The following is a 4,297-nucleotide window of genomic DNA, read 5'->3' on the forward strand; positions in this document are numbered from 1 at the left end:
CCTCAACTCCTGAATTGTAATTTCAAGAAACTTTTCTTTCTTTATACAATTATCACAGTGACCGCAACGCATATTTTGAGCTTCCTGAAAAAAAACAAATGCTTGTAATAAAAACTGCCATCGACATTTCCTAGTAGAAAAATATTGATTCATTTCCTTAACTCCTGAACTGTAATTTAAAGCAACTTTTTTACCATTACCAGACTTATTAATAATATAGTTAAACGGGTCGCGCCACCTAAATTTTAGAACTACTTTTCCTGATTTATACAATGATCACAGTAACCGCAACACATATTTTGAGCTTCCTGAGAAAAACCAAATGCTTCTAACAAAAATTGCCATCGACATTTCCTAGTAGAAAAATATTGATTCATTTCCTCAATTCCTGAACTGTAATTTCAAGAAACTTTTCTTTCTTTATACAATTATCACAGTGACCGCAACGCATATTTTGAGCTTCCTGAGAAAAACCAAATGCTTCTAACAAAAACTGCCATCGACATTTCCTAGTAGAAAAATATTGATTCATTTCTTCAACTCCTGAATTGTAATTTAAAGATGCTTTTTTACCACTACCAGACTTATTAATAATATAGTTAAACGGGTCGCGCCATCTTAACTTTCCAGAAGAATGCAAAATAGATAGAGCGATCGCTCCATTAGGAAATTCATCTATCAAACTATCAATATTTCCTGTGGTTGGTAGTTGCTTAATTAATTTTTCTGCTGCTTGATATTGCGACTTCAATTTATCTGCTAAAAATTTTTGCCTCTGTTTATCTTCTGGGTCTAACCAACCAGTCGGTTCGCTAATTAAAGTTAAAGCTTCTGCTGGTTTTCCGTCTCTACCTCCCCTGCCAACTTCTTGAATATATTCTGATAAAAGTGATGGTGCTTGAAAATGTATTACCCACCGTACATCTGGTTTATTTATTCCCATTCCAAAGGCAGAAGTACAGACTACAAAATTTATTTCTCCTCCTATCCAAATTTTCTCAATATGTCGTCTTTCTTCTGCACTTAAACCAGCATGATAAGCTGTGGTTTGATAATTTTTTTCTCGTAATATTTCTACTAATTTTTCACTGTCTTTTCTGGTTCTCACATAAACTAAACCAGCTTGTTTTTCTCTGGCTTTGATAAATTTGAATAATTGTTGACGGCGACTTCTGGGAGTACAAATATGTTGAATTTTTAGATGTAAATTATTTCGATAGGGGCTGAGTAAAAATGGTTTTGGGTTTTGTAGTTGTAGGGTAGTTTTAATAATTTTTTGTGCTTGAGGATCGGCGGTAGCTGTGAATGCTGCAATGGCAATATTTGTACCTGGTGGTTTTGATTTTATTAGTGCTGGTCTGACTGCTCCTAAACGTCTATAGGCAGGGCGAAATGTTTCTCCCCATTGTACTAAGCAGTGGGCTTCATCTAATATTAAACCGTTAATTTTTGTCTGGGGTTGAGATAGTAAATTCCAGATTTTTTGGTTGAATAATGTTTCTGGAGAAAGGTAAAGTAATCTAAGTTTATTTTGTTCTAATTTTTGGAGTGTTTGTCGTTTTTTTTGTGGGGTAAGTTGACTGTGGAGGAGGGCAGCAGGTAGGGAACGATCGCTTAGTTCTTGTACTTGGTTTTCCATTAGTGCGACTAGGGGAGAAATGACTAATGTTAAGCCTGTTTGTAGCAGGGCAGGAAGTTGAAAGCATATTGATTTTCCGCCTCCGGTTGGCATTATTATTAGGGCGTCTTTTCCTGTTAATAGGCAGTTTATTATTTCTCCTTGTGGGGGTCGAAAATCATCGTATCCCCAGATTTTTTTGAATGTTTCTTTGACTTTATTCCAGGATGTTTGTTGTGGATTTTTCATTATATTGAAGCACAGGCATCTTGCCAGTTCTTTTGTTGAATAAAAAGTCTAGTGCGTAGGCGAATTAGCCCACCTAATATTATTGTATCAGAGTTAATTTTAGATTGCAACCTTAATCCTACTTTCGACGCGCTGTTTTTTTGGGTGCTTCAGAGAATGTTTTTTGATGGTTGCCTAGGAGGCGATCGGTACACAAGGATTTAGCCACAGATGCAGGGATGGATAATGCAATTCCGATCCTACCTTCAACGCCTTGTTTTCTTTGGTTGCTTCATAAAATGTTTTTTTGCTGGTTGTCTGAGAAGCGATCGCTTTTCAGTTCTTTTGATTGTTTACCATGGGTATCTTGCCTGTCAGTTCTTTTGTTGAATAAAAAATCTAGTATATAGGCGAGTTCACCCATCTAACATTATCCTATCAGAGTTAATTTCAAATTGCAATCCTAATTCTACTTTCGACGCGCCGTTTTTTTGGAGTGCTTCAGAGAATGTTTGATTTTGATGGTTGTCCGAAAAGCGATTACTTTTCGTCGCGCTTTTTTTGGGGATGAGTGCTTCAGGGAATGATTATTGCTTGGTTGTCTGGGAAGCGATTACTTTTTCGACGCGCCGTTTTTTCTAGTTTTGAATGCTTCAGAGAATGTTTGATTTTGATGGTTGTTTGGAAGGCGGTGCTTTTATTGAGTGCTTTAGAGAATGATTGGTTGACTCGCCGTTTTTTTGGGGAGTAGCTCAGAGAATGATTTATTGCTGCTTGTCTGGGAGGCAATGCTTTTTTTGGAGTCTTCAGAAAATGATTCGTTTTTTTTCGGGAATGCTTAATTTTGATGGTTGCCTGAGAGGCGATCGCTTTTTGAGTGCTTCAGAAATTGAAAGATATTAATATTTTCTGTTTCAAATGCCAGGTATTGCCGTGGTCTAAATGAGCAAACCAACTTTGTAGAGATTTTTGAATTTGGCTAGATTCTATTTTTCCCAGTCGGTAGTCTATCTGTAATTGTCTGAATTTTTTTCTGGCTGTTCTTAAATTTTCGGAACGTATTCTGATGCGGTCTGGCAATACTCGAAAACCGACAAAGGTGGCTCCTTTTTTTATTTCAAATAATTTGCTTTTAACTGGATGAATCTTGAGGCGGAGGTTAGCTAGGTATGTTTCGATTTTTTGTCTGGCAATGACTAAAAATTCTTTGTCGTCTGAGAATAAGGCAAAGTCATCGACGTAGCGTAGATATTTTTTTACTTTTAGTTCTTCTTTGATTAAATGGTCGAAGTTATTTAAGTATAAGTTGGCGAAAAATTGACTGGTTAAGTTTCCCAGAGGTAAACCTTTTCTCCAGTTCTCCAGTTTATTGAAGTGAGTAGCTCGTCTCCGGGAAAATGAGTTAATACTGGAATTTTTTGGTTACTTCCATCAATAATTTTGTCGATTAACCAGAGGGTGTCTTGACATTTAATTTTGCTACGAACAATTTCTTTGAGAATTTGATGATCGATGCTGGAAAAATATTTAACTATGTCGCATTGTAGAATGTAACGACTGGAACGGGAAAATTTGGTAAAGCGACGCAAGGCTTTATGAGTACCGAAATTAATTAGATTGGCATAAGTATCGTGGATAAATGTTTTTTTAAAGATGGGGATAATAATGTTACACAGGGCGTGATGAATGATTCGGTCTCGGTAGGGATCTGCGGAAATAATTCTTGGTTTCCTGTCGATAATTGTGAAGGTTTTATATTTTCTTGGTTCATAGGTTTTGGTTTCTAATTCTGTTTTAAGTTTTAGTAGTTCTGACTCTAGGTTGTAGTTGAATTTTAGAACGTTGTGTTTATATTTTTTGCCTTTCAGGGATTTTTTTACTGCGAGGAGGAGGTTGTCAAAGCTGATGATTTGGGGATATAGGTTTTTGTGTCTTTTCATGTTTGATGGTTTGAGGATTTTTAGGTTTTTTGTTGTTTAATCCAACCTCCTAATTGTTTGCTTATTTCGTCGATTAGTTGGCTGACATATTCGTACCTTTTGTTGTTGATTAATTTGAAGTCTAAAAGAATTCTGGTTTGATAGCGAATTACGTCTAGTTTAGGATTGAGAGATTTTAGTAAGTTGAGTTTTTCTGAAGCATATTTGGCAATAATTAGGGATTCTAGAAAGTTGTATAAACCGTTAATCATTCTATTCCCGATTGTATATTTGTGAGTTTTGGGTAGTCTGCTGATTATTGGTACATACCAGATGATTAAGTCATGGGTTTTTTGAATAATTGACAGTTCGTTCATTGTTTTTAGTAGTGGTTTGGTCAGTTATCAGTTTTTGGGAGTGCTTCAGAGAATGTTTTGGGGATGGTTGTCTAAGAGGTGATATAGCTGCCGCTAGACTCCGCCAACGCTATATTCCTCAGTTTTTGTTATAGGTTTGCGCTTTTTAGTTTGAA

The 4,297-nt window shown here is 36.1% G+C and carries 7 protein-coding genes; all 7 read right to left on the minus strand.

All coding sequences use genetic code 11. From position 1 onward, the window contains the following. A partial coding sequence (locus tag F6K22_RS33670; RefSeq protein WP_293108402.1) for a RecQ family zinc-binding domain-containing protein occupies positions 1–273 on the minus strand: 273 nt, incomplete at its 3' end. After that, complete coding sequence (locus F6K22_RS33675) at positions 252–377, minus strand: hypothetical protein (RefSeq protein ID WP_293108403.1); 126 nt, start codon at positions 375–377, stop codon at positions 252–254. The genes F6K22_RS33670 and F6K22_RS33675, both read right to left, overlap by 22 nt. Then, a complete protein-coding gene (locus F6K22_RS33680) occupies positions 374–1,867 on the minus strand; it encodes a RecQ family ATP-dependent DNA helicase (protein ID WP_293108406.1) in 1,494 nt (497 codons plus the stop codon). The genes F6K22_RS33675 and F6K22_RS33680 overlap by 4 nt, the downstream gene beginning before the upstream one ends. Before the next feature lie 555 nt (positions 1,868–2,422). Continuing rightward, the gene (locus tag F6K22_RS33685) at positions 2,423–2,635 is read right to left on the minus strand and encodes a hypothetical protein (protein ID WP_293108408.1); all 213 of its coding nucleotides are present in this window, start codon (positions 2,633–2,635) and stop codon (positions 2,423–2,425) included. A gap of 93 nt (positions 2,636–2,728) precedes the next feature. Further along, positions 2,729–3,253 carry an RNA-directed DNA polymerase gene (locus tag F6K22_RS33690; protein ID WP_363274996.1) on the minus strand — a complete coding sequence of 175 codons (525 nt, stop codon included), beginning with the start codon at positions 3,251–3,253 and terminating at the stop codon, positions 2,729–2,731. After that, the gene (locus F6K22_RS33695) at positions 3,172–3,786 is read right to left on the minus strand and encodes a reverse transcriptase family protein (protein WP_293108411.1); all 615 of its coding nucleotides are present in this window, start codon (positions 3,784–3,786) and stop codon (positions 3,172–3,174) included. Before F6K22_RS33695 ends, F6K22_RS33690 begins: the two co-directional genes overlap by 82 nt. Positions 3,787–3,806: 20 nt before the next feature. Beyond that, positions 3,807–4,142, minus strand: a complete 336-nt coding sequence (avd, locus tag F6K22_RS33700) for a diversity-generating retroelement protein Avd (RefSeq protein ID WP_293108414.1) — start codon at positions 4,140–4,142, stop codon at positions 3,807–3,809. Positions 4,143–4,297: the final 155 nt, after the last annotated feature.

Origin of the sequence: Okeania sp. SIO2F4, assembly GCF_010672385.1 — a bacterium.
Lineage (GTDB): Bacteria > Cyanobacteriota > Cyanobacteriia > Cyanobacteriales > Microcoleaceae > Trichodesmium.

What these genes read in the sequence shown, in the direction of transcription:
- F6K22_RS33675 (WP_293108403.1), bottom strand. Translation starts at nt 377, where the DNA reads ATGAATCAATATTTTTCTACTAGGAAATGTCGATGGCAATTTTTGTTA.
- F6K22_RS33680 (WP_293108406.1), bottom strand. Translation starts at nt 1,867, where the DNA reads ATGAAAAATCCACAACAAACATCCTGGAATAAAGTCAAAGAAACATTC.
- avd (WP_293108414.1), bottom strand. Translation starts at nt 4,142, where the DNA reads ATGAACGAACTGTCAATTATTCAAAAAACCCATGACTTAATCATCTGG.
- F6K22_RS33695 (WP_293108411.1), bottom strand. Translation starts at nt 3,786, where the DNA reads ATGAAAAGACACAAAAACCTATATCCCCAAATCATCAGCTTTGACAAC.